Source organism: Saccharothrix sp. S26, from assembly GCF_021390395.1.
GTDB lineage: Bacteria > Actinomycetota > Actinomycetes > Mycobacteriales > Pseudonocardiaceae > Actinosynnema.
Genome location: NZ_JAJUWT010000025.1, coordinates 153,938 through 174,666 on the forward strand (window position 1 = coordinate 153,938; position 20,729 = coordinate 174,666).

At 72.7% G+C, this 20,729-nt stretch carries 20 protein-coding genes; 9 read left to right on the plus strand and 11 right to left on the minus strand.

Translation table 11 applies throughout. From position 1 onward, the window contains the following. The first annotated feature begins 21 nt into the window (after positions 1-21). Genes LZG04_RS34005 through map form a run of 3 tightly spaced genes read left to right on the plus strand, consistent with a single transcriptional unit; the run spans position 22 to position 1,606 of the window. On the plus strand, positions 22-297 hold the full coding sequence (locus tag LZG04_RS34005) for a type II toxin-antitoxin system Phd/YefM family antitoxin (protein WP_233824901.1): 276 nt from the start codon (positions 22-24) through the stop codon (positions 295-297). Continuing rightward, positions 294-701 carry a type II toxin-antitoxin system VapC family toxin gene (locus LZG04_RS34010; RefSeq protein WP_233824903.1) on the plus strand — a complete coding sequence of 136 codons (408 nt, stop codon included), beginning with the start codon at positions 294-296 and terminating at the stop codon, positions 699-701. The genes LZG04_RS34005 and LZG04_RS34010 overlap by 4 nt, the downstream gene beginning before the upstream one ends. A 47-nt stretch (positions 702-748) precedes the next feature. Next, positions 749-1,606: a type I methionyl aminopeptidase gene (map, locus tag LZG04_RS34015; RefSeq protein WP_233824905.1), complete on the plus strand. Its 858-nt coding sequence runs from the start codon at positions 749-751 to the stop codon at positions 1,604-1,606. Here map and LZG04_RS34020 read toward each other — a convergent pair. Beyond that, positions 1,593-2,291: an alpha/beta hydrolase gene (locus LZG04_RS34020; RefSeq protein WP_233824907.1), complete on the minus strand. Its 699-nt coding sequence runs from the start codon at positions 2,289-2,291 to the stop codon at positions 1,593-1,595. The genes map and LZG04_RS34020 overlap by 14 nt on opposite strands. Before the next feature lie 42 nt (positions 2,292-2,333). On the opposite strand from LZG04_RS34020, the gene LZG04_RS34025 reads away from it, so the two are divergent. Beyond that, positions 2,334-3,857 (plus strand): cobyric acid synthase, encoded by a 1,524-nt coding sequence (locus LZG04_RS34025; protein WP_233824909.1) that lies wholly within the window; start codon positions 2,334-2,336, stop codon positions 3,855-3,857. Positions 3,858-4,189: 332 nt separating this feature from the next. Here the strand turns inward: LZG04_RS34025 and LZG04_RS34030 are convergent, their stop codons facing one another. Together LZG04_RS34030 and LZG04_RS34035 are read right to left on the minus strand one after the other, a co-directional pair. Further along, positions 4,190-5,131: a pentapeptide repeat-containing protein gene (locus LZG04_RS34030; RefSeq protein WP_233824911.1), complete on the minus strand. Its 942-nt coding sequence runs from the start codon at positions 5,129-5,131 to the stop codon at positions 4,190-4,192. A gap of 61 nt (positions 5,132-5,192) precedes the next feature. After that, on the minus strand, positions 5,193-6,098 hold the full coding sequence (locus LZG04_RS34035) for an EamA family transporter (protein WP_233824913.1): 906 nt from the start codon (positions 6,096-6,098) through the stop codon (positions 5,193-5,195). Between the two features lie 73 nt (positions 6,099-6,171). Here LZG04_RS34035 and LZG04_RS34040 point away from each other — a divergent pair, with 73 nt between their 5' ends. Next, the gene (locus LZG04_RS34040; RefSeq protein ID WP_233824915.1) at positions 6,172-7,080 is read left to right on the plus strand and encodes a LysR family transcriptional regulator; all 909 of its coding nucleotides are present in this window, start codon (positions 6,172-6,174) and stop codon (positions 7,078-7,080) included. A gap of 177 nt (positions 7,081-7,257) precedes the next feature. Here the strand turns inward: LZG04_RS34040 and LZG04_RS34045 are convergent, their stop codons facing one another. Together LZG04_RS34045 and LZG04_RS34050 are read right to left on the minus strand one after the other, a co-directional pair. Next, positions 7,258-8,436 carry an epoxide hydrolase family protein gene (locus tag LZG04_RS34045; protein ID WP_233824917.1) on the minus strand — a complete coding sequence of 393 codons (1,179 nt, stop codon included), beginning with the start codon at positions 8,434-8,436 and terminating at the stop codon, positions 7,258-7,260. Between the two features lie 58 nt (positions 8,437-8,494). Continuing rightward, positions 8,495-9,160 carry a FadR/GntR family transcriptional regulator gene (locus LZG04_RS34050; protein WP_233824919.1) on the minus strand — a complete coding sequence of 222 codons (666 nt, stop codon included), beginning with the start codon at positions 9,158-9,160 and terminating at the stop codon, positions 8,495-8,497. A 125-nt stretch (positions 9,161-9,285) separates the two neighbouring features. Here LZG04_RS34050 and LZG04_RS34055 point away from each other — a divergent pair, with 125 nt between their 5' ends. Then, the gene (locus tag LZG04_RS34055) at positions 9,286-10,500 is read left to right on the plus strand and encodes an MFS transporter (RefSeq protein ID WP_374202947.1); all 1,215 of its coding nucleotides are present in this window, start codon (positions 9,286-9,288) and stop codon (positions 10,498-10,500) included. 215 nt (positions 10,501-10,715) lie between these two features. On the opposite strand, the gene LZG04_RS34060 is transcribed toward LZG04_RS34055, so the two are convergent. Both LZG04_RS34060 and LZG04_RS34065 read right to left on the minus strand, forming a co-directional pair. Next, positions 10,716-12,092, minus strand: a complete 1,377-nt coding sequence (locus tag LZG04_RS34060) for a mycothione reductase (protein WP_233824929.1) — start codon at positions 12,090-12,092, stop codon at positions 10,716-10,718. Between the two features lie 55 nt (positions 12,093-12,147). Further along, positions 12,148-12,675 carry a YbhB/YbcL family Raf kinase inhibitor-like protein gene (locus tag LZG04_RS34065; RefSeq protein WP_233824938.1) on the minus strand — a complete coding sequence of 176 codons (528 nt, stop codon included), beginning with the start codon at positions 12,673-12,675 and terminating at the stop codon, positions 12,148-12,150. Positions 12,676-12,859: 184 nt separating this feature from the next. On the opposite strand from LZG04_RS34065, the gene LZG04_RS34070 reads away from it, so the two are divergent. Continuing rightward, positions 12,860-13,696: a polysaccharide deacetylase family protein gene (locus tag LZG04_RS34070; protein WP_233824940.1), complete on the plus strand. Its 837-nt coding sequence runs from the start codon at positions 12,860-12,862 to the stop codon at positions 13,694-13,696. Positions 13,697-14,093: 397 nt separating this feature from the next. Here the strand turns inward: LZG04_RS34070 and lon are convergent, their stop codons facing one another. Further along, positions 14,094-16,448 carry an endopeptidase La gene (lon, locus tag LZG04_RS34075; protein WP_233824942.1) on the minus strand — a complete coding sequence of 785 codons (2,355 nt, stop codon included), beginning with the start codon at positions 16,446-16,448 and terminating at the stop codon, positions 14,094-14,096. Between the two features lie 151 nt (positions 16,449-16,599). On the opposite strand from lon, the gene LZG04_RS34080 reads away from it, so the two are divergent. Next, positions 16,600-17,400: an SAM-dependent methyltransferase gene (locus LZG04_RS34080; protein ID WP_233824944.1), complete on the plus strand. Its 801-nt coding sequence runs from the start codon at positions 16,600-16,602 to the stop codon at positions 17,398-17,400. Here LZG04_RS34080 and LZG04_RS34085 read toward each other — a convergent pair. Together LZG04_RS34085 and LZG04_RS34090 are read right to left on the minus strand one after the other, a co-directional pair. After that, a complete protein-coding gene (locus tag LZG04_RS34085) occupies positions 17,366-18,229 on the minus strand; it encodes a serine hydrolase (protein ID WP_233824946.1) in 864 nt (287 codons plus the stop codon). The genes LZG04_RS34080 and LZG04_RS34085 overlap by 35 nt on opposite strands. Then, positions 18,226-19,167: a LysR substrate-binding domain-containing protein gene (locus tag LZG04_RS34090; protein WP_233824949.1), complete on the minus strand. Its 942-nt coding sequence runs from the start codon at positions 19,165-19,167 to the stop codon at positions 18,226-18,228. The genes LZG04_RS34085 and LZG04_RS34090 overlap by 4 nt, the downstream gene beginning before the upstream one ends. A gap of 93 nt (positions 19,168-19,260) precedes the next feature. Here LZG04_RS34090 and LZG04_RS34095 point away from each other — a divergent pair, with 93 nt between their 5' ends. Next, positions 19,261-20,181 carry an MBL fold metallo-hydrolase gene (locus tag LZG04_RS34095; protein ID WP_233824951.1) on the plus strand — a complete coding sequence of 307 codons (921 nt, stop codon included), beginning with the start codon at positions 19,261-19,263 and terminating at the stop codon, positions 20,179-20,181. 1 nt (position 20,182) lies between these two features. Here the strand turns inward: LZG04_RS34095 and LZG04_RS34100 are convergent, their stop codons facing one another. Further along, positions 20,183-20,707 carry a TetR/AcrR family transcriptional regulator gene (locus tag LZG04_RS34100; RefSeq protein ID WP_233824953.1) on the minus strand — a complete coding sequence of 175 codons (525 nt, stop codon included), beginning with the start codon at positions 20,705-20,707 and terminating at the stop codon, positions 20,183-20,185. Positions 20,708-20,729: the final 22 nt, after the last annotated feature.

Below are 20,729 nucleotides of genomic sequence, written 5' to 3' on the forward strand. Positions count from 1 at the left end.
CAATGTGATACCATGTTTCACATGGAGAGCATCGGGCTTCGCGACCTGCGCCACCACACGAGCGAGTACGTGCGGCGTGCCGAGGCCGGAGAACGGATCGCGGTGACCGATCACGGTCGTGTGGTCGCTGAGATCGGGCCTCCGCAGAACGGGACGTCGAGCCTGAGGGACGAGCTCATCGCCAACGGTGAGCTGCTCCGCGGTCGAGGCGGGCGGTTGCCGGAACCCCTGCCCGCCACGTCCGGCACGCCGATCTCGGAAGTGCTGCGCCAGATGCGTGAAGCGGAGCGTTGGTGATCTACCTCGACACCTCGGCACTGGCCAAGCTGGTGCGGACCGAGGCGGAGACGTCCGCGCTGCGGACCTGGTTGGACGACCGAGCCGGCGCTCGGTTGGTCAGCAGCTCGCTGGCCAGGGTCGAGCTGATCCGAGCAGTGCGCGCGGAAGGCGACGAGGCGATCAGGCAGGCCATGTTGCTCCTGGTGGAGCTCGACCAGATGACCATGACCATGGACCTCTTGGACGCGGCGGGCGCGTTGCCGCTGCCGCTCAAGTCCCTCGACGCCATCCACCTCGCGTCGGCCTTGCGGCTGCGTGGTGACCTCGACGGGTTCGTGGCCTACGACAAGCGGCTCCTGACCGCCGCCGACGAGATGGGGCTGCCGATCGCCTCCCCCGGAACGGTCGAGGCGACCGCGTAGGGGACACGTGGCGCATGCCTCATCACGCTGAGCCGTAATCTGGGGGCATGTCCGTGCGTGCCGTCCTCAAGCCAGGTGTGCTGTCCCCACGCCGTCCGGTGCCCGCCCACATCGAGCGGCCCGAGTACGTCGACCGGCCCGAACCCAAGCGCAACACCGATCCCTGGGTGCAGCCGCCCGAGGTGATCGAGGCGATGCGCGTGGCGGGCCGGCTCGCGGCGCAGGCGTTGCAGGAGGCGGGCAAGGTGATCGTGCCCGGCGTGACCACCGACGAGATCGACGCGGTCGCGCACGAGTTCCTGTGCGACCACGGCGCGTACCCGTCCACGCTCGGCTACCGCGGCTTCCCGAAGTCCTGCTGCACCTCGCTCAACGAGGTCATCTGCCACGGCATCCCCGACTCGACCGTGGTCGAGGACGGTGACATCGTCAACGTCGACGTCACCGCCTACATCGGCGGCGTGCACGGCGACACGAACGCCACCTTCCTCGCGGGCGACGTGAGCGAGGAGGCCCGCCTGCTGGTCGAGCGCACGCACGAGGCCACCATGCGCGCGATCAAGGCGGTCAAGCCGGGACGCCAGCTCAACGTGGTGGGCCGCGTCATCGAGTCCTACGCCAACCGCTTCGGCTACGGCGTGGTGCGCGACTTCACCGGCCACGGCATCGGCCGCACCTTCCACAGCGGTCTGGTCGTGCTGCACTACGACGCGCCGCACGTGCCCACGATCATCGAAGAGGGCATGACCTTCACCATCGAGCCGATGATCACCCTCGGCGGCATCGAGCACGACCTGTGGAAGGACGGCTGGACGGTCACCACCCGCGACAAGAGCTGGACCGCCCAGTTCGAGCACACGATCGTGGTGACCGCGGACGGCGCGGAGATCCTCACCGTCTGCTGAGCAGCGGCACCAGCGCCGCGGCCACCTCCCGGGGCGACGTCACGGCCCCCAGGTGGTGGCTGTCCAGCTCGACCACCGGCCAGCCCCGCTCACGCGCCGCCGACGCGGCGGCGGTGTAGGCGGGGCTGAGCTTGACGTACGAGCACGGCCCGGCCCACGCCACGGTGGGCCGGGGCTCCTTGAGGAACGCCAGCGGCACCTCGGGCGCCTCGGACACGATCTCCTCCAGCAGGCGCACGTCCGGCACCATCGCCGACAGCGCCTCGGGCGCGAACCACAGGTCCCAGCGCGGCATCAGCCCGTCCCGCGAGATGGCCTTCAGGTGGGCCATGCGCTCGGCGGGCGCGTCGTCGCGCCAACTGCGGCCGGGCGTGGGCAGGTCGGCGTCGAGGAACACCAGGCCGCGCACGGGCGTCTCCAGCGCGTCGGCGAACGCGGGCAGCAGCGGTCCGGCGCCGCTGTGCCCGACGAGCACCAGGTCGCCTTCCACCGGGGAGTCCTCCACCGCGTCGGCGAACACCCCGAGCAGCCGCTGGTGCACGGGCGCGGCGTTGACCGTGACGCGCAGGTCGAGCAGCACGACGGGGTGGCCGAGCTCGGCCAGCGCCTCGGCGAGCGGGCGCAGGCTCGCGGGCCCGAGGTAGGGGCTGTGCACCAGGACCGCCGTGGCGGGGACGTCGACCATGCCGTGGATGATGTCAGCCGGGACCGACAGCTAGGGGACGTTGTGCGCAGTGCGTTGCTGGTGGCCGGCACGACCTCGGACGCCGGGAAGAGCGTGCTGGCGGCCGGTCTGTGCAGGTGGTTGACCCGGCGAGGGGTGCGGACGGCGCCGTTCAAGGCGCAGAACATGTCCAACAACTCCGTGGTGACGCCCGACGGCGGCGAGATCGGCCGGGCGCAGGCGTTGCAGGCCGCCGCGTGCGGGTTGGAGCCGAGCGTGCGGTTCAACCCGGTCCTGCTCAAGCCCGGAGGTGACCGCAGCTCGCAGGTCGTGGTGCTGGGGCGGGCCGTGGGCGAGGTGTCGGCCCTGTCCTACCGCGAGCGCAAGGCGGAGCTGTTCGCCACGGTCCTGGCCACGCTGGACGGCCTGCGCGACGACTTCGAGGTCGTGGTCTGCGAGGGCGCGGGGTCGCCCGCCGAGATCAACCTGCGGGCGAACGACATCGCGAACATGGGCTTGGCGCGGGCGGCGGACCTGCCGGTGCTCGTGGTCGGCGACATCGACCGGGGCGGGGTGTTCGCGCACCTGTTCGGCACGCTGGCGCTGCTCGACCCGGCCGACCAGGCGCTGGTGGCCGGGTTCGTGGTGAACAAGTTCCGCGGCGACCCGGCGTTGCTCGAACCGGGGCTGCGGCAGCTCGACGCGCTGACCGGGCGCCCGGTGCTGGGCGTGCTGCCGTGGCGGGAGGAGCTGTGGCTGGACGCCGAGGACTCGCTGTCCTACGCGGCCGACGGCGTGATCGGGCGGCCACGGCCGCCGCACGGCGACCAGTGGCTGCGGGTGGCCGTGGTGCGGTTGCCGCGGATCTCCAACGCCACGGACGTGGAGGCGCTGGCCTGCGAGCCGGGCGTGTCGGTGCGGTTCGTGACCGAGCCGTCGCGGCTGGCCGACGCCGACCTCGTGGTGGTGCCGGGCTCGAAGGCGACCGTGGCCGACCTGCGCTGGCTGCGCGCCACGGGGCTGGCCGACGCGATCGCCGCGCACGACGGGCCGGTGCTCGGCATCTGCGGCGGGTTCCAGATGCTCGGCCGCACGATCGACGACGCGGTGGAGTCACGCGCGGGTGAGGTGGCCGGGCTGGGCCTGCTGGACGTGGATGTGCGGTTCGAGCCGGACAAGACGCTGCGCCGGCCGCGCGGCGACGCGTTCGGCGAACCCGTGACGGGCTACGAGATCCACCACGGCGTGGTCGTGCGCAACACCGAGGCCGGTCTGGTGACGCTGCCGGACGGCACGCCGGAGGGCGCGCTGCGCGGCCGGGTCGCCGGCACGCACTGGCACGGGCTGCTGGAGAACGACGCCTTCCGCCGCGCGCTGCTGCGCTGGGCCGCGGGCCACGCGGGCCGGGACGGGTTCACCCCCGCGCCGGACGTGGACTTCTCCGCCCGCCGGGCCGCGCAGCTCGACCTGCTCGGCGACCTGGTCGCCGACCACCTCGACACCGACGCGGTGTGGGCGTTGCTGGAGCAGGGTGCGCCGCCGGGGCTGCCGGTCATCCCTCCCGCTGGTGCGCCACCTGTCGCCTGACGGCTCCCGCCCTCGGTGCGCGCGCGGCCGGCAAGCCGTGCGGTGGTGCCACCGGTGGGGCGGGAGCCGGGTCGACGACCGGGCCTCGGGACGGTCGGCGGGCGGCGGCTCGGCCGGCAAGCCGGGCGCACCTGTCCGCGTGGTGCCGTCGAGGGCCGTGCGGTCGCATCCGTGCGTGGGGGACCAGGGGTGTCCGGGTGGACGTCCGCCTAGAAGTCCGCGCCGACGCGGAGGGACGTGGGGAAGCAAGCGCGCACGTCACACCTCCGCTCACGGGTAGTTGCACAGTGAAGGTGCCCGCGGCGGACCGGGGGATACGTCGCCCGTTCGGGTCACGGGGTCCGGCGGGCGGTCGCGAGCACGGCCCAGTCGGGTTCCGCGGCCTGCTCCACCCACCCCTGCGGCCACTTCCGCCGCAGGTCACGGGTCCGTGCCCGGGCACCGGCCAGCTTGGCGGCGGTGTGCACGCCGAAGTCCGCGCCGCCCTCGAACTCCGCGCCCCGGAACACCGAGTCGCCGAACGAGACGCGGCGGAAGTCGGCCAGGTCGCGGAAGCACGTGTCGCGGAAGTCCGCGGTCCCGGCGAACTCGGTGCCGCGGAACGTCGCCGGGCCGACGAACGTGGTGCCGGCGAACGACGCCGCCCTGATCCGGGCGTGCGTGAGGGTCAGCTTGACCAGGGTGGCGTGGGACAGGTCGAGCGCGATGTCGGCCCAGAACGCCTCGGGCCGGTCGGGGCGCAGGTGGGCGGCCAGCAGGGCGGTCGCGGTCTGCCGCACCTCCAGCTCCTGGAACCGGTGCGCGTCACGCGGCCCCAGGCGTGTCCTGGCCCGCGCCTCCGGGGGCGGGGTGAACGGCATCCGCAGGTAGGCGCAGACCAGGTGCACGATCGTCTGCCGGTGCGCGGGGTTGCCCTGCGCGAGCCGTTCCAGCGCGTACAGCCCGGCCAGCCGCACCGGCGCCTTGTCGCTGCCCAGCTGGTCGGCGGCCTTGCCGTACAGCTCGGTGACGCGGCGCTCGGTCGCGTCGTGGTCCTTCTGGACCAGGTCCAGCTCCGCGCAGCGCTGGCGGCGTGCGGTGAGCAGCAGCGCCGCCGCGCCGCCCGTGCCGAGCACGATGCTGGAGGCGGTGCGGACCACGTCCAGCCGCACGCCGTCCTGCGGCTCACCGGACCCGAGCGTGACCAGCAGGACCGCGACGGACCCGACCGCCACGACACCCAGGCCGACCGCCCAGAACACGATCGTCCTGGCCGACAGCACGCGGTGGTCCACGGCGTCAAGCCCATCGGACCGCCGGCGGGCCGTCAATCACCGATGCGGGCGGTAGAGGGGTTCACGGCGTCGTCGAGCCGACCAGCTCCGGTGCCGGCTCGGGCGCGCGGGGCTCGCGGCGCTTGATGGTGGTCGCGGCCATGCCGGCGACCACCAGGGCGGCGGCGGCCAGGCGCACGGCGGTGACCGCCTCGTCCAGCAGCAGCCAACCGGACAGCATCCCCGCGACCGGCACCAGCAACGCGAACGGCACCACGGCGCTGGCCTCGTAGGTCCGCAGCAGCAGGTTCCACAGGCCGAAGCCGAGCAGCGTGGACACCCAGGCGATGAACAGGATCGCGCCCACGCCGGTCCAGCTCAGGCCGCGCAGCGCGGCCAGGTCGGCGGCCGGGCCCTCGAAGACCAGGGACAGCCCGAGCAGCGGCAGCACGGCGACCGCGCTGACCCAGACGATGAAGTTGATCGGGTCCGGCGGCCGGGCGTAGCGGGTGGCGACGTTGGCCACGCCCCACGCCACCGCGCCCAGGACCACCAGCAGGAAGGCCGAGATCGGGCTGCTCACGCCGTAGTCGAACGCGATCACCACGATCCCCGCCGCCGCCACGCCCATGCCGAGCAACTGCACGGGCCGCGGCCGTTCGCGCAGCAGCACGGCCGCGAACAGCACGGTGAAGAACACCTGGCTCTGCAACACCAGCGACGACAGCCCGGCGGGCATCCCGGCCGCCATCCCGACGAACACCAACCCGAACTTGGCCACGCCCAGCGCCAGCGCGACCGCGACGACCCACTTCCACGCCACCTTGGGCCGGCCGACGAACCACAGCGCGGGCACGGCGGCGGCCAGGAAGCGCAGCGCGGAGAAGAACAGCGGCGGGAAGTCGCGCAGGCCCACCTTGATGACGACGAAGTTGACACCCCAGATGGTGGCGACGAGCACCGCGATCGCGACGTGACGTGGTTTCACGCCTCCGAGTCTCAGGGCCCGCACCGTTTAGCACTAGCGACATCTGGTGAACCTTTTGGTTTAGGATCGCTACATGTTGGATCTCGGACGGCTCCGCGCGCTGCACGCGGTCGCCCAGCACGGCTCGGTGGGTGCGGCGGCCACGGCGCTGGGCTACACCCCGTCGGCGGTGTCGCAGCAGATCGCCAAGCTGGAACGGGAGACGCGCACCACGCTGCTGGAACGCCGGGGCCGCGGCGTGGCGCTGACCGACGCGGCGCACCTGCTGTCGGCCACGGCGGGGCAGGTGCTCGCGCTGGTCGAGCACGCCGAGGTGGCGTTGGAGGAGCAGCGCGGCGCGGCCGTGGGCGAGCTGCGGGTCGGCGCGTTCGCCACCGCCGCGCGCGGCCTGCTGCCCGCGACCGTGGTGCGGCTGGCCGAACGACACCCGCAACTGGACGTGCGGCTGGTCGAGCTCGACCCACCGGACTGCCTGGAGGCGGTGGCGCGCGGCGAGCTGGACCTGGCCGTCACGCACGACTGGGTCAACGCGCCGCTGGCCGTGCCCGAACCGGTGTCGCGGACGCGGCTCGGCGAGGACGTGGCGGACGTGCTGCTGCCGTCCGCGCACCCGTTGGCGGAGCGGGACGCCGTGGAGCCGGAGGACCTGGCGGGCGAGCGGTGGATCTGCCAGCCGGAGGGCACGATCTGCCACGACTGGCTGGTCAACACCTTCCGCGGCGCGGGCATGGAACCCGACCTGGCCTACCGGATCGCCGAGTACGAGACGCAGTTGTCGTTGCTGGCCAAGGGGATCGGCGTGGCGCTGCTGCCCCGGCTGGGCCGCGGCGCGTTGCCGGACTCGGTGCGCGCGGTGCCGTTCCGGCCGACGCCGACGCGGCGGGTGTTCGCGGTGTGGCGCACGCAGGCCGGTCGACGTCCCGCCGTGACGGCGACGTTGGCGGCGTTGCGGGACTGCTGGGAGCAGCGGGAGACGGCTTGAGGCGGCGGTCCGGGGATAACGATCGCGCAACCCGGTGGTACGGCGCGCCGGTTCGCGACGACTATCGGAGTGGGCCGTCGGGGGACTCGTGATCGCGTGCCCGCACCAAGCCACTCCCCAGGGGGCCTCCCGCGGAAATCCGCCGCCGGGGGAGGCCCCCGCCCCGACGCGCGAGCCTCACCGGGTCGGGAGGTCGAGGAAGAACGCCCGGATGTCGTCGGCCAGCGGCCCCGGTTGCTCCAGCGCCGCGAAGTGCCCGCCCCGGTCGAACTCGGTCCAGCGCACGATGGTGTTGGTGCGTTCCGCGATCCGCCGCACGGGCAGGAAGACCTCGCGCGGGAACACGGCCACCCCGGTGGGCGTGGTCGACGGCGTCACGCGGGTCCAGGCCGACGACGCCTCCTTGTACAGCCGGGCGGACGAGCCCGCGGTGCCGGTGAACCAGTAGACCGACGCGGTGGCCAGCAGCACGTCCCGGTCCACCGCGCCCCCGGCGGGATCGGTCCACTCCTCGAACTTCTCCGCGATCCAGGCGAGCTGGCCGACGGGCGAGTCGTGCAGCGCGAAGGCGAGCGTGTGCGGGCGCGTGCCCTGGATGGCCGCGTAACCGGACCTGTCCCGGAACGAGTCGTACCCGGCCAACCGCTCGAAGTCGGCGTCGGTGAGCCCGGACGGGTCGCCGCCCGGGAACGTGGGCAGCAGGGTGAGGTGCACGCCGACGACGTGCTCGGCGTCGACCACGCCGAGCTCGCGGGACACCGCCGAGCCCCAGTCGCCGCCGTGCGCGCCGTAGCGGTCGTAGCCCAGCCGGCGCATCAGCTCCGCCCACGCGCGGGCGATGCGCCCGACGTCCCACCCTCGTTCACGGGTCGGTCCGGAGAAGCCGAAGCCGGGCAGCGACGGGATGACGAGGTGGAAGTCCCGTGACAACGGCTCGATGACGTCGAGGAACTCCACGACCGAGCTGGGCCAGCCGTGGGTCAGCACGATCGGCAGCGCGTCCGGACGCGGCGAGCGGACGTGCAGGAAGTGCACGGTCTGGCCGTCGATCCGGGTGGTGAACTGCGGGTGGGCGTTGAGCCTCGCCTCCCAGGCGCGCCAGTCGTGGTGGTGCAGCCAGTGGTCGACCAGCTCGCGCAGGTGGGGCACCGGCACGCCGTAGTCCCACCCGGCGTCGGGCAGGTCGGCGGGCCAGCGCGCGGCGGCGAGGCGTGCCCGCAGGTCGTCGAGGTCGGCCTGCGGGACCTCGACCCGGAACGGCGCGATGGCTTCGGCGTCGGTGCCGATGGTGTCGGCGGTGTCGGTGGCTGTGACGGCGGCGTCGGTGGCGTTGCCGGCGGGGGTCGCTGCGGTCATGACCTCGACTGTAGGCATGATCGCGGGCGCCGTCGGCGCGCGGTCCCGGCGGTCGGCGTCAGTCCTTGTGGCGTTCGAGCAGGTCCTCCAGGAAGCCGCCCGCCTCGGCGGCGGCGCGGGCCGCGTCCCGTTCGCGCACGGCGTCGAGCAGGCCGGCGTGCGACACCTGGTCGTGGTCGGTCTCCACGGTGGCCGTGATGCTGGCCCGGACCGCTTCGGTCAGCCCCTGGTACAGCTCGGCGAGCAGGGTGTTGTGCGAGCACTGGACCAGCAGCACGTGGAACGCCGTGTCCCGCTCGACCAGCCGCTCCCAGTCCTTGGCGGCCATCGCCTCGTCGCGTTCGCCCAGCAGCTCCTGGAGCCTGCGGACCTCGTCGTCGGTGCGGTGGGTCGCGGCCAGGCGGGCTCCCTCGACCTCCAGCGTCCGGCGGACCTGGAGCACCTCGCGCAGCTCGCTGCCGCACAGCCGGCGGACCGCGCCGGACAGCTCGCTGGTGGCGCGGACGAACGTGCCGTCGCCCTGGCGCACCTCCAGCAACCCGGCGTGGGACAGCGCGCGCACCGCCTCCCGCACGGTGTTGCGACCCACGCCCAGGGCGGTGACCAGCTCCGGCTCCGGCGGGATGCGGCGGCCGACCGGCCATTCACCGGCGGCGATCGCTCCCCTCATCTGGTCGATCACCTGGTCGACGAGCCCGGCCCGCCGAGTAGTGGCCAACGGCACAGCGTCATCCTTTCATCCGAACATCCCATGTCTGCGATAGTAGTCCGGTGCCAATCCAGCAGACCCGGCCAGACTGGTCACCGTCGAACGCCCACATTGCCACCGATGGTGGTGCCAATGCGACGATCGCCGACCATCCTGGCCGCACTGCTGCCGGTGAGGTGCGGCGGAACCGCCAAGTTGCCCTGGTCGGCAGCACCCTGTTGGCGATCGGCGTAGCGCTGGCCGCCGCGAACCTCCGCCCGGCCGTCACGAGCCTGGCCTCCGTGCTGGGTGACGTGCGCACGGCGCTGGGCGTCTCGACCGCGTGGACGAGCCTGCTGACCGCCGTGCCGACGCTGTGCTTCGGCATCGCCGCCTTCCTCGCGCCCTGGCTGGGCCGGCGGCTCGGGATGGCGCGGGCGGTCGCGCTGTCGTTGCTGGTGCTGACCGTCGGCCTCGTGCTGCGGGTGGTGGACGGTCCGATGGCGGTGCTCGGCGGCACGTTCATCGCGTGCGCCGGGATCGCGGTGTGCAACGTGCTCATCCCGGTCGTGGTGAAGGAGTCGTTCCCGGGCCGGGTCGGTCTCGTGACCGGTGTCTACACGGCCGCGCTGGCGGCCGGGGCGGCGGTGGGCGCGGCCTTCACGCCGGGCCTGGAGTCCGCGTTCGGCTCGTGGCGGCCGGCCGTCGGGGCGTGGGCGTTCCTGTCGTCGGCGGCGCTGGTGCTGTGGCTCGCGGGCGCGCGGCACGGGTTCTCCGCCCGGCCCGTGACCCGGTCGGTGAAGGCCGGGCGCTCGTTGCTCCGCAGCCCGCTGGCCTGGGTGATCACGGTGTTCTTCGGGTTGCAGTCGCTGCTGGCCTACACGGTGATGGGCTGGCTGCCGCAGATCCTGGTCGACTCCGGCGTCGACCGGACGACCGCCGGGCTGCTGCTGGCCATCACGATGGTGCTCGGTGTGCCGGTGAGCCTGGTCGTCCCGCCGCTGGCGGCGCGCTGGGCCGGGCAGTCGTGGCTGGTCCTGGTGCTGGGTGCGCTGTCGGTGCTGGGCGTGCTGGGCCTCGCGCTCGCGCCCGCCGCCGCGCCCGGGCTGTGGGTCGTGCTGATCGGCGTGGGGATGGGCATGTTCCCGCTCGCGCTGGTGATGATCTCGCTGCGCACGTCGTCCGGCGCGGACACCGCGCGGCTGTCGGCGATGGCGCAGAGCATCGGGTACCTGATCTCGGCCGCCGGGCCGTTCGCGTTCGGCGTGCTGCGCGGGGTGACCGGGACGTGGACCGCGTCGATGCTGGTCCTGGTGGGTCTGCTGGTCGCACTGACCGCGCTGGGGTGGGTCGCGGGTCGGCCGCGGACCGTGTAGTCGGAGGCGTCGCGGATCGCACGCCGCAGTTCGTGTGAGGCATCGCGCGGGCGATCGCACGGCGGATCGTGCGGGCGATCGCATAACTGATAACGCCTCGACTTGTCCGCGCGATGTGTCGGTTACGGACACGAACGGGAGATCCGGTCGCACGAGGGGTACGACCGGGTCTCCCGTCGACTCCGGGGCCGACGCCGAGGTCGGCGCGGGTCGCGCTACCCGTTCAGCGGCAGGTTGAGCAGCGCGTTCTCGATCACCTCGGGCATCGCCGGGTGGATCCAGTACTGGCCGCGGGCCATCGTCCGCGCGTCCAGGCCGAAGCTCATCGCCTGGATGACCGGCTGGATCACGCTCGACGCCTGCGGCCCGATCACGTGCGCACCGAGGATGAGGCCGGTGTCCGGGTCCGCCAGCACCTTCGCGAAACCCGTGTCGTCCTCCATCGCCCAGCCGTAGGCGATCGACGCGTACGCCTGCGACGCGGCCACGTACCGCACGCCGCGCTCGACGGCCTGCTCCTCGGTCAACCCGACCGACGCGACCTGCGGCGACGAGAACACGGCGGCCGGCACGAACCGGTGGTCGGAGGAGATCGGCTCGTCCGGGTGCAGCAGGTTGTGCTGCACGACCCGCGCCTCGTGGTTGGCCACGTGCTTGAGCTGGTACGCCGAGCTGACGTCGCCCATCGCGTAGATGCCCTCGACGGACGTGCGCTGGTGGGAATCGACGACCACGCGCCCGTCGGGGTGCACGGCGACGCCGGTGGCGTCCAGGTCGAGCAGGTCGGAGTTCGGCGTGCGGCCGACCGCGACCAGCAGCTCGTCGGACTCCACGACCTCCGCGCCGTCCGGGCCCTCCAGGTGCAACCGCACCACGCCGTCGACCCGCTCGGCCCGCACCGCCTTGCGCTTGAGCCGCACGTCCCACTTCTGCGACGCAACCTCGGTGAACCGGGCGGCGACCTCGCGGTCCTCGTGCCGCAGGAGCAGGTCGGACCGCCCGACCACGGTCACCGCCACGCCGAACGACGAGAACACGTGCGCGAACTCCGCCGCGACGAACCCGCTGCCCAGGATGGTGAGGCGGGCGGGCAGCGCGTCGAGCCGCATGATCGTGTCGCTGGTGTGGTAGCCGACCGCGTCGAGGTCGGCGACGTCCGGGATCACCGGGCGGCTGCCCGCGGCCAGCACGAACCGGTCCGCGGTGATCACCTCGCCGGTGCCCGTGTCGAGGGTCTTCGGGCCGGTGAACCGGGCCGTGCCCTCGTAGACGGTGACGTTGGCGTTCTCCTCGGCCCGCCAGCGGCGGCCGCCCGCGGAGATGGGGTCGATGCGGCCGAAGATCCGGTCGCGCACGTCGGTCCACCGCACGCCGTCGAGGTGGGCGTCCACGCCCAGCCGCGCGCCCGAGGCGGGTGCGGCGGCGACGTCGGCGGTGTGCACGAACATCTTGGTGGGGATGCACCCGACGTTCAGGCACGTGCCGCCGAAGACGCCCTTCTCGACGATCGCGATGTTCCAGCCGGCGAACCGCTCGTCCGCGATGGAGTTGCCGGAACCGGTGCCGATGATGACCAGGTCGAAGTGCCTCACGTCGTGCTGCAACCCGTGAGGTGAGGCGCTTGTTCCCGGCGGTGGCCGCCGGTCATCAGTGGGCGTAGGTCGGCGCGATGATCGCGCGGGCCAGGGTGTGGAACGCCAGGTTGAAGGCGACCACGGCGGGGGACGCGTCGCCGTCGACGTCCAGCTTGTCGACGTCGACGGCGTGCACCACGAAGTAGTAGCGGTGCACCTGGTCGCCGGGCGGCGGGGCCGCGCCGCCGAACGCGCGGGTGCCGAAGTCGCTGCGCACGTGGAACGCGCCGTCGGGCAGGGTGTCGTCCGACGCGCCCGCGCCGGTGTCGAGCGAGGTCACCGAGGCCGGGATGTTCACCGCGACCCAGTGCCAGAAGCCCGACGGGGTGGGCGCGTCCGGGTCGAAGCAGGTCACCACGAAGCTCTTGGTCTCCGGCGGGAACCCGCTCCAGCTCAGCTGCGGCGAGGTGTTGCCGCCCTCGAACACCTGCTCCTGCGACAGCGGTTGGCCGTCGGACACGTCGGTCGAGCTGACCGTGAACGACGCCACCTGCGGCAGCAGCGAGTACGGGTCGGGGGCCACGGGGCGTTCGAGGCTCATCGGGTCCTCCACGTGATCTTGCGGGCCGGACCCGCACGACCTTATCGCCGGCGTGCGGGCGACGCAGCGAGGTGGTGTGGTGGGTCGGGGTCGGGCTTGCGAGCAACCTGAGTGATCGTCGTAGCGTCTCCAGTCGAGTGAGCGCCACCTGGATGGGTGACGCCTGGTCGAGGGGGATTCCGGGATGAGACCCAGGGGAGTGGCGGTTCTGCTCGCCGTCATCGCAGTGGTGGGCGGTTGTTCGGCGCAGCCGGAGGATCGGCAGGAGCCGCCGGCCGCGCCGAGTACCGCTGCGACGACCACCACGACGACAACGACGACCACCACCGCGCCGCCCACGGCCCTGCCGGGGCCGGGTGGGACCACCATTCCCGTCTTCCAGCAGCCCTACGCCTTCGGCACGTCCCAGCAGCAAGCGCCCCCGGTCGTGGACGGCCTGGTGCCGGTCGTGCGGCGGATCGAGACCAACCAGCCCTACGTGTTCATCACGATCGACGACGGCGCGGTCCGCCACCCGGCCGCGGTGGAGCTGATGCGCAAGAGCGGCGTGCAGCCGACGTTGTTCCTCAACTCCAAGCACGTGGACGGGCACGCCGACTACTTCAAGGGGTTCGAGGGCCTCGCCACCGTGCACGCCCACACCGCGACGCACCCGGACCTCACCGGCACGTCGTACGACTTCCAGCGGCAGGAGATCTGCGGCAACGCGGAGCTGCTGCGTGCGCAGCTGGGCGCGCGGCCGAAGCTGTTCCGGCCGCCGTTCGGCAACTTCGACCAGACCACCCGGCGGGCGGCGGCCGACTGCGGGTTCTCGGCGCTGGTCATGTGGACGGCGGCGGTCAACGACGGGGTGGTGCAGTTCCAGGCGGGCGGTCGGCTCAACGCCGGTGACATCGTGCTCATGCACTTCCGGCAGACGTTCGTGGAGGACTTCCTGGCGTTCTTGCAGCGGTGCAGGGTCGACGGGTTGACGCCGGTGGTGCTGGACGACTTCCTGGTCGATCCGAAAGCGTCCGTGTGATCTTTACCTTTTGACGCCGGATGAAGTCGCGGTGAACGCCCACGGTGGGCCGGTTCCCGGTTGGTCCGCCGACCGCGAACCGGTTTGTGCAGGTGCCGCGTTGCGCGTTCGCCTTGGCGGTCCCGGTCCGGTGGCTCGGGTTCCGGGTGCTCTGCAACTCCAAGATCGACGGACCGGATGAGCATCGTGGTGATCCGCGTCCGGAACACGGGCAGCTACGCCGGGTATCTGCTGTGTTGGATTTGTGCGGGTTGAGGTGAGGGGTAGGGCGGGTTCGGGGTGTGGTGGTCGGTGGTCAAGCCCGGCCCGATTTGACATGGGTTCGAGTGCTTCAGGCTGGTCGAAGCCATGTCGAATCGGGCCTCTGCGGGCTGGTGCCTGGTCCGTTGTGGGGTGGTCAGGCCGCTGCGGTCGTGGTTGCGGTGGTCGGTTCCAATGCGAGGTTGAGCACTTCTTGGACATCCGCGACGAGGTGGACGGTCAGTTCGTCGAGGACCGTTTCCGGGACGTCGTCCAGGTCCGGTTCGTTGCGTTGGGGTAGCAGGACGGTGGTGATGCCGGCGCGGTGGGCGGCGAGGAGTTTTTGCTTGACGCCGCCGATCGGCAGGACGCGGCCCGTCAGGGAGACCTCGCCGGTCATGGCGACGTCGGAGCGGACCGGGCGGCCCGAGAGCAGGGACGCCAGGGCCGTGGTCATGGTGACGCCGGCGGAGGGGCCGTCCTTCGGGACCGCGCCGGCCGGGACGTGGATGTGGACGCCCCGGTTGGCCAGGGCTTCGGCGCGGTTGTCGTTGGAGCGCAGGTAGGACAGGGCGATTTGGGCCGATTCCTTCATGACGTCGCCCAGTTGCCCGGTCAGGGTGACGCCCGACGCGCCCGTTTCGGCGGGGGCCAGGGATGCCTCCACGAACAGGACGTCGCCGCCTGCTCCGGTGACCGCCAGGCCCGTCGCGACGCCGGGGACGGCGGTGCGCTCGGCCGATTCCGGGGTGTGCTTGGGCGAGCCCAGGTAGGTGCGGAGGTCGGGGACGTCGACGGTGACCGGGAGTTCGGTCTGGTTCAGGGCGACCCGGGCGGTGACCTTGCGGAGGATTCGGGCGAGGGAGCGTTCCAGTTGGCGCACGCCCGCCTCGCGGGTGTACTCGCCGGCCAGTTTGCGCAGCGACGGTTCGGTGATCGTGACGTCCTCGGGGGTGAGGCCGGCGCGTTCGACCTGGCGCGGCAGGAGGTGGTCGCGGGCGATGGTGACCTTCTCGTCCTCCGTGTAGCCGTCGAGCTGGACCAGCTCCATCCGGTCGAGCAGGGGGCCCGGGATGGATTCCAGGACGTTCGCGGTCGCCAGGAAGACGACGTCGGAGAGGTCCAGTTCGACCTCCAGGTAGTGGTCGCGGAACGTGTGGTTCTGGGCCGGGTCCAGGACTTCGAGCAGTGCGGCGGTCGGGTCGCCCCGGTAGTCGGCGCCGACCTTGTCGATCTCGTCGAGCAGCACGACCGGGTTCATCGAGCCCGCTTCGGAGATGGCGCGGACGATCCGGCCCGGCAGCGCGCCGACGTAGGTGCGGCGGTGGCCGCGGATCTCGGCTTCGTCGCGGACGCCGCCCAGGGCGACGCGGACGAACTTGCGGCCCATGGCGCGGGCGACGGACTCGCCCAGGGAGGTCTTGCCGACGCCGGGAGGGCCGACCAGCGCGAGGACCGCGCCGGAACGGCGGCCGCCCACGACGCCCAGGCCCCGGTCGGCGCGGCGGCGGCGGACGGCGAGGTACTCGGTGATGCGTTCCTTGACGTCGTCCAGGCCCGCGTGGTCGGCGTCGAGCACGGCACGAGCGCCCGCGATGTCGTAGGCGTCCTCGGTGCGGTCGTTCCACGGCATGTCGAGGACGGTGTCGAGCCAGGTCCGGATCCAGCCGACCTCCGGGGACTGCTCGGCGGTGCGCTCCAGCTTGTCGACCTCGGCCAGGGCCGCCTTGCGGACGTTGTCCGGCAGGTCCGCGCCTTCGACGCGGGCGCGGTAGTCCTGCTCCTCGGTGGCGGGCTTGCCGTCCAGCTCGGCCAGTTCCTTGCGGATCGCGGCCAGTTGCTGGCGCAGCAGGAACTCGCGCTGCTGCTTCTCGACGCCTTCCTTGACGTCCTTGCGGATGGTCTCGGCGACGTCCAGCTCGGTCAGGTACTCGCGGCCCCACTCGAGCAGCTTCTCCAGCCGCTCGGTGACGTCGCTGGTCTCCAGCAGCCAGACCTTCTGCTCGTCGCTGAGGTACGAGGCGTAGCCGGCCAGGTCGGCCAGCGCGGACGGGTCGTCCACCTGCTGCACCGAGTCGACCACCTGCCACGCGCCGCGCTGCTGGAGGATCGTCGTGACCAGCGCGCGGTACTCGCGGGCCAGCTCGCGGGTGCGGTCGTCGATCGGCGCTTCGTCGGTGACGGTGGCCTCGACCCACAGGGCCGCGCCGGGGCCCGTGGTCCCGGTGCCGATGCGAACCCGCTCGGTGCCGCGCACGACGGCCGCGCGTTCGCCGCCGGAGAGCCTGCCGACCTGCTCGATCAGCGCCAGCGTGCCCACCTTCGCGTACTTGCCGTCCAGCCGGGGCACCAGCAGCACCTTCGACTGGCCGCCCGCCGCCGTCGCGGCTTCGATCGCGGCGCGGGCCTCGGCGGTGGCGTCCGAGCCGCTGATCCGGATCGGCACGACCATGCCCGGCAGCACGACCACGTCGTCCAGCGGCAGCACCGGCAGCGCCAACGTCTCGCCCATGATCCCTCCAAAGTTGAGTCTGACTGGCTCAACCAAGATGAGCCCGGGATTGTTTCCGGTAGGTGTTCGCCCAGAGCGAGCGTCCGTTCGGGGGTTGTGCCCGGTTTGCGTCGCCGCGACGATCACGCCGTCGACTGACGAGGAGATGTGCATGGAGCAGGCGAGCTGGGTCCCGTCCTCGGTGGACCTGGACCGGCCGAGCGCGGCCCGGATGTACGACTACTTCCTGGGCGGGTCGCACAACTTCGCGGTCGACCGGGAAGCGGCCAAGTCGGTCGAGCAGATCTTCCCCGGCATGTCCGGCGCGGCGCGGGCCAACCGGTCGTTCCTGCGGCGGGCGGTGCGGTACCTGCTGGCGCAGGGCATCGACCAGTTCCTCGACCTGGGCTCGGGCATCCCGACGGTCGGCAACGTGCACGAGATCGCCCAGCAGACGAACCCCGGTGCGCGCGTGGTGTACGCCGACGTCGAGCCGGTGGCCGTCGCGCACAGCACGGCGCTGCTGGCGGACAACCCGCTGGCCGGCGCGATCCAGGCGGACCTGCGCGACCCCGACTCGGTGCTGGGCAACGAGGAGGTGCGGTCGATGCTCGACTTCGACCGGCCGATCGGGTTGCTGATGGTCGCGGTGCTGCACTTCGTGCCCGACGCGGACGAGCCGCACGAGGCGATCGCCCGCTACCGGGAGGTGCTCGCGCCGGGCAGCCACGTGGCGATCTCGCACGCCAGTTGGGACGGTGTGTCGCAGGAGGAGCGGGAGAGCGGCGAGCGGGTGAACGCCATCTACCGCAAGACCGACAGCCCGCTGGTGCTGCGGTCGGGGCCGGAGATCGCGGCGTTCTTCACCGGGCTGGAGGTCGTGGAGCCCGGTGTCGTGCCGCTGAGCGAGTGGCACCCGGATTCCGACGACGCCTACATCAGCGCGTACGCGGGGGTCGGCCGGAAAGCCTGAGGTGCTCGACGGCCAACCGGGCGGCCGTGCCGACGACCGCGTCCGCCCGGGGCACCGTGAAGGCGGTGCTCGCGCTGCGGGTGAACACCGCCACCGCGTACCGGCCGCCGTCGGGGTACTCGACCACGCCGATCTCGTTGCGGACGGTCGGGAGGGTGCCCGTCTTGCCCGCCACGCGCACGTCGTCGAACGGGAAGCCGGACGCCAGGCGGTGCGGCCAGACCTGCAACGCCATGGCGCGGCGGATCGGCGCGCAGTCGTCGTGCTGCCACACGTGCCGCAGCAGGGTGGTCAGGTCGCGCGCGGTGCCGCGGTTGGTCTGGTCGGGGTCGAGGGCGCGCAGGCGGGACAGCACGACCGGGTCGGTGAGGGCGGAGGGCGGTGCGTCGGGGGCGGCGTCCTCGGCCATGGTGCGCATGAAGTCCCTGGCCCGGTGGACGATCCGGGTGCGTTCGAGGCGCAGCCGGTCGAGGGTGTCGTTGACCGCGTCCAGGCCGATGAGGTCGACCAGGGCGTCCGCGGCGGCGTTGTCGGAGACGGTGACGGCCAGGTAGGCCAGGTCGCGCAGGGAGATCGTGACCGGGTCGAGCATGCCGCCGATGCCGGTGGGGCCGGTGCTGCGGTCGAGGTCGAGGGTGGTCCTGCGGGTCAGGTCGTGGTCGCTGTGGTGCAGGGCGACCAGCAGGGGGATCTTGAAGACGCTGGCGAGCACCACCGGGTCGTCCGCGCCGACCGACAGCTCGCGGTCGGGGTGGTCGAGGTCGACGGCGTGCAGCGTGCCGGTGACGCCCGCGTCGGCGAACGCGGCCCGGACCCGTGCGGCGGTCACGACAGGTACTCCGCGGCCGGGCGGGGGTAGCGCGGGAGCGTGCCCTCGGCGTGGCGCATCCCCTGTGCGGTGAGCACCTCCGTGACGGCGTCGGCGAACGCGGTGACGGCCGGGGTCCGGCGGTCGCGCGGCCAGGCGGCCGAGGTCTGCCAGAGCAGCGGCGTGCCGCGCAGCGGACGCCACACCACGCCCGGCGGGGGCGTGACGCCGTCGTGCAACGCCACCGCGCCGCCCGCGAGGACCAGTCCCAGCGCGAACTCCGGGTTGCCCGCCTGGTGGACCTCGGTGGGCGTGTAGCCGTGCCGGGCGCACGTGGTCAGCACCTCGTCGTGCAACGCGGGCGCGGTCGCGCGGGGGAACAGCACCAGCGCCAGGCCGTTCAGGTCGGCCAACCGGACGTCCGGTGCGGTGGCCAGCGGGTGGTCTTGCGGCAGCAGGACGCCGAGCGGGCTGGTCAGCACCGGACCCAGGGCGAGCCACGAGACGTCGAACGGGAACCGCAGCACGCCCACGTCCAGGCTTCGGTCGGCCAACGCGCGCAGCTGCTCGGCGGTGCCGATCTCGCGGAGCTTGAGCTCGACGGGGCTGCGGCGGCGGAACGCGGGCAGCAGCGCGGCCACCGCCCGTCCACCCAGGTCCGGCGGCACGCCCGCGCGCAGCGACCCGGCCTCGCCGCGGCGGAACCGCCCGGCCAGCGCGCGGACGCGGTCCTCGCCCGCCAGCAGGCCGCGGGCCTCGGTGAGGATCTGGCGACCCGCGTCGGTGAGGGCGACGTGCCGGGCGTCGCGGTCGAACAGGCGGACGCCGAGTTCGCGTTCCAGGCGTCGGATGCTCTGCGACAGCGGCGGCTGGGACATGTGCAGGCGAGCCGCGGCACGGCCGAAGTGCAGTTCCTCGGCCACGGCCAGGAAGTGCCGCAGGTGCCGCAGGAGGTCCACGAGCTGGGAGGATAGCCGTTCGGATATCGCAAGCGTGGTGATATCGGACTTGGACACCTCGGGTCGGGCGCTGGTCTTGTGGGTGGCATGTGCGTGAGCAGACGACAGGTGTTGATCGGTTCGGCGGCCGTCGCGGTGGCGGGCGCGGGGGTGCCGGGCGGGGCGTTCGCGTCGGGGCGCGGCGGGATGAGCCTGCGGTGGCTGGGTGTGGCCGGGTGGGAGTTGCTGGTCGGTGGTCGACGGGTGCTGATCGACCCGTACCTGAGCCGGCTGCCGGTGTTCGACGGGGAAGGCCGGTTCATCCCCGACCACCCGCTGACGGTGCGCGAGGACCTGGTGGACCGGCACTTGGCCGAGCGGCCGGAGCTGGTGCTGGCCACGCACGGGCACTACGACCACCTGCTGGAGATCCCGCACGTGGTGGCGAAGCACGGGTCGCGGGTGATCGGGACCGAGACCCACCGGCACCTGCTGACCGCGCAGGGGGTGCCCGGTGACGACGTGATCGTGGCGTCCGGCGGCGAGCACCTGGACTTCCACGGCTTCACCGTGCAGGTGCTGCGCAGCCTGCACAGCCAGTTCGGTTCCTACGGCTACTTCGCGCCCGGCACCCTGACCGCGCCGCCGCCGTCGCCACCGGCCACGATCAGCGACCTGGTGGAAGGCGGCTCGCTGGCCTACCAGGTCAGCGCGGGCGGCTTCTCGGTGCTGTTCCTGTCCGGTACGGCCAACTACGTGGAGCGCGAGATCGCGGGCCTGCGCCCGGACGTCCTCGTGCTCGGCATGAGCGGACACGCAAACGTTTACGACTACACGGCGCGGGCGTTGCGGGCGACCCGGCCCAAGCTGCTCGTCCCGAGCCACCACGACGACATGGTGACCCAGCTGGACGACCCGGCCCTGCCGCCGCGCGGCAACCCGGCGGCGGCCGCGGAGCTGGCGGAGACGGCACGGCGGATCGGCTTGGCGGCCCGCGTGCTCGACCCGGAGCTCCTGCGCTGGTACGAGCTGTAGGTCAGAGCAGCCCGGCGCGGGCGGCGGCGAGGGCGGCTCGGGCGCAGCGTTCGGCGATGGCGCGGTCGACCGGCTCGCCGGTGACGAAGACCCGGTAGTACAGCGGGGCGCAGGTGAGGCGGATCAGCTCGACCGGGTCGGTGCCCGGTGGCAGCTCGCCGCGTTCGACGGCCCGGGTGACGACCTCGGCCGCTTCGGCGTGGCGGGCGGCGTAGAAGGCGCGTTTCGCGTCGTGGGCGCGCTCGGACTGGAGGGCGGCGATGACGATCGCGACCGGCACTTGGCGGAGCGCGGGGTCGGCGAAGGTGTCCGCGACCTCGGTGGCGATGGCGATCAGGTCGCCCTCGACGGTGCCGGTGTCCGGGACGGGCCACGCGGTCTCGCGGGTGTGGTCGAGGGCGTCGGCGACGAGCACGTCGACCGTGCCCCAGCGGCGGTACACGGTGGTCTTGTGCACGCCGGCGCGTTCGGCGACCTGTTCCACCGTCATGGCGGGGTAGCCGCGTTCGACCAGTTCGGCGTGCACGGCTCGGAGGACGGCTTCGCGG